General features: G+C 50.9%; 1 rRNA gene. It reads right to left on the minus strand.

The window, feature by feature from the left end:
• Positions 1-2,760, minus strand: a 23S ribosomal RNA gene (locus ABUE20_RS19160); the annotation flags it as partial.
• Positions 2,761-2,938 lie beyond the last annotated feature (178 nt).

Genomic DNA, 2,938 nt, shown 5'->3' on the forward strand with positions numbered 1-2,938 from the left:
ATCTTGAGGCCTGCTTCACGCTTAGATGCTTTCAGCGTTTATCAGTCCCGAACTTAGCTACCCGGCAATGCCACTGGCGTGACAACCGGAACACCAGAGGTTCGTCCACTCCGGTCCTCTCGTACTAGGAGCAGCCCCCCTCAATTCTCAAACGCCCACGGCAGATAGGGACCGAACTGTCTCACGACGTTCTAAACCCAGCTCGCGTACCACTTTAAATGGCGAACAGCCATACCCTTGGGACCAACTTCAGCCCCAGGATGTGATGAGCCGACATCGAGGTGCCAAACACCGCCGTCGATATGAACTCTTGGGCGGTATCAGCCTGTTATCCCCGGAGTACCTTTTATCCGTTGAGCGATGGCCCTTCCATTCAGAACCACCGGATCACTAAGACCTACTTTCGTACCTGCTCCACTTGTCTGTGTCGCAGTCAAGCTGGCTTCTGCCTTTACACTAACCGTACGATGTCCGACCGTACTTAGCCAACCTTCGTGCTCCTCCGTTACTCTTTGGGAGGAGACCGCCCCAGTCAAACTACCCACCAGACACTGTCCCCAACCCCGATTAGGGGCCCAGGTTAGAACATCAAAACTACAAGGGTGGTATTTCAAGGTCGGCTCCACGTAAACTGGCGTTCACGCTTCTTAGCCTCCCACCTATCCTACACATGTAGGCTCAATGTTCAGTGTCAAGCTGTAGTAAAGGTTCACGGGGTCTTTCCGTCTAGCCGCGGGTACACTGCATCTTCACAGCGATTTCAATTTCACTGAGTCTCGGGTGGAGACAGCTTGGCCATCATTACGCCATTCGTGCAGGTCGGAACTTACCCGACAAGGAATTTCGCTACCTTAGGACCGTTATAGTTACGGCCGCCGTTTACCGGGGCTTCGATCAAGAGCTTCGCTTACGCTAACCCCATCAATTAACCTTCCGGCACCGGGCAGGCGTCACACCGTATACGTCCACTTTCGTGTTTGCACAGTGCTATGTTTTTAATAAACAGTTGCAGCCAACTGGTATCTTCGACTGCCAACAGCTTAGGAAGCAAGTTCCATCACCGTCGGCAGCGTACCTTCTCCCGAAGTTACGGTACCATTTTGCCTAGTTCCTTCACCCGAGTTCTCTCAAGCGCCTTGGTATTCTCTACCCAACCACCTGTGTCGGTTTCGGGTACGGTTTGTTTGTGTCTGAAGCTTAGAGGCTTTTCCTGGAAGCAGGGTATCAACTACTTCAGTTCCTTAGAACTTCGTCATCAGCTCTCAGCATTAAGCGCCCGGATTTGCCTAAGCACTCTGCCTACCACCTTGAACACGGACAACCAACGCCGTGCTAGCCTAACCTTCTCCGTCCCCCCATCGCAACACATCCAAGTACGGGAATATTAACCCGTTTCCCATCGACTACGCATCTCTGCCTCGCCTTAGGGGCCGACTCACCCTGCCCTGATTAACATTGGACAGGAAACCTTGGTTTTTCGGCGAGCGGGCTTTTCACCCGCTTTATCGTTACTTATGTCAACATTCGCACTTCTGATACCTCCAGCATGCTTTACAACACACCTTCGCAGGCTTACAGAACGCTCCTCTACCATGCAAGCAAGCTTGCATCCGCAGCTTCGGTGGCATGCTTAGCCCCGTTACATCTTCCGCGCAGACCGACTCGACCAGTGAGCTATTACGCTTTCTTTAAAGGATGGCTGCTTCTAAGCCAACCTCCTGGCTGTCTAAGCCTTTCCACATCGTTTCCCACTTAGCATGCACTTTGGGACCTTAGCTGGCGGTCTGGGTTGTTTCCCTTTTGACGACGAACGTTAGCACCCGCCGTCTGTCTCCCGAGTAGTACTCATTGGTATTCGGAGTTTGCAAAGGGTTGGTAAGTCGGGATGACCCCCTAGCCTTAACAGTGCTCTACCCCCAATGGTATTCGCTCGAGGCGCTACCTAAATAGCTTTCGAGGAGAACCAGCTATCTCCCGGTTTGATTGGCCTTTCACCCCCAGTCACAGGTCATCCGCTAATTTTTCAACATTAGTCGGTTCGGTCCTCCAATTGGTGTTACCCAATCTTCAACCTGCCCATGACTAGATCACCGGGTTTCGGGTCTATATCCAGCGACTATTCGCGCAGTTAACACTCGGTTTCCCTACGGCTCCACTATCCGCTTAACCTTGCCACTGAATATAAGTCGTTGACCCATTATACAAAAGGTACGCAGTCACCCCACAAGGGGGCTCCCACTGCTTGTACGTAGACGGGTTCAGGTTCTATTTCACTCCCCTCACAGGGGTTCTTTTCGCCTTTCCCTCACGGTACTGGTTCACTATCGGTCAGTCAGGAGTATTTAGCCTTGGAGGATGGTCCCCCCATATTCAGACAACATAACACGTGTGCCGTCCTACTCGTTTTCAGTTAAAGGTCGCTTTCATGTACGGGGCTATCACCCTGTATCGCAGCTCTTTCCAGAGCTTTCCACTGGCTCCCTTTAACCTTAAGGGCTAATCCGGTTTCGCTCGCCGCTACTTCCAGAATCTCGTTTGATTTCTTTTCCTCGGGGTACTTAGATGTTTCAGTTCTCCCGGTTCGCCTCGTTAACCTATGTATTCAGTTAACGATAGTGAGTAAACTCACTGGGTTTCCCCATTCGGACATCGCTGGCTATAACGGGTTTTATCACCTCACCAGCGCTTTTCGCAGATTAACACGTCCTTCTTCGCCTCTGACTGCCAAGGCATCCACCGTCTACGCTTCGTCACTTAACCATACAACCCTAAACAGGGTCAGTTAGTAACTGGACAATGATGTGTATAAATCACCATCATCCGAGTACGATTGACTTATCTCTCGATAAGCCGCCTTAAACACCAAGAACACTTGTTTTTAAACTCATGTTTCTTGAGATAATCTTTTTCAGCTTTTTCCAGGTTGTTAAAGAGCATG

Origin of the sequence: Celerinatantimonas marina, assembly GCF_046054165.1 — a bacterium.
Classification (GTDB): domain Bacteria; phylum Pseudomonadota; class Gammaproteobacteria; order Enterobacterales; family Celerinatantimonadaceae; genus Celerinatantimonas.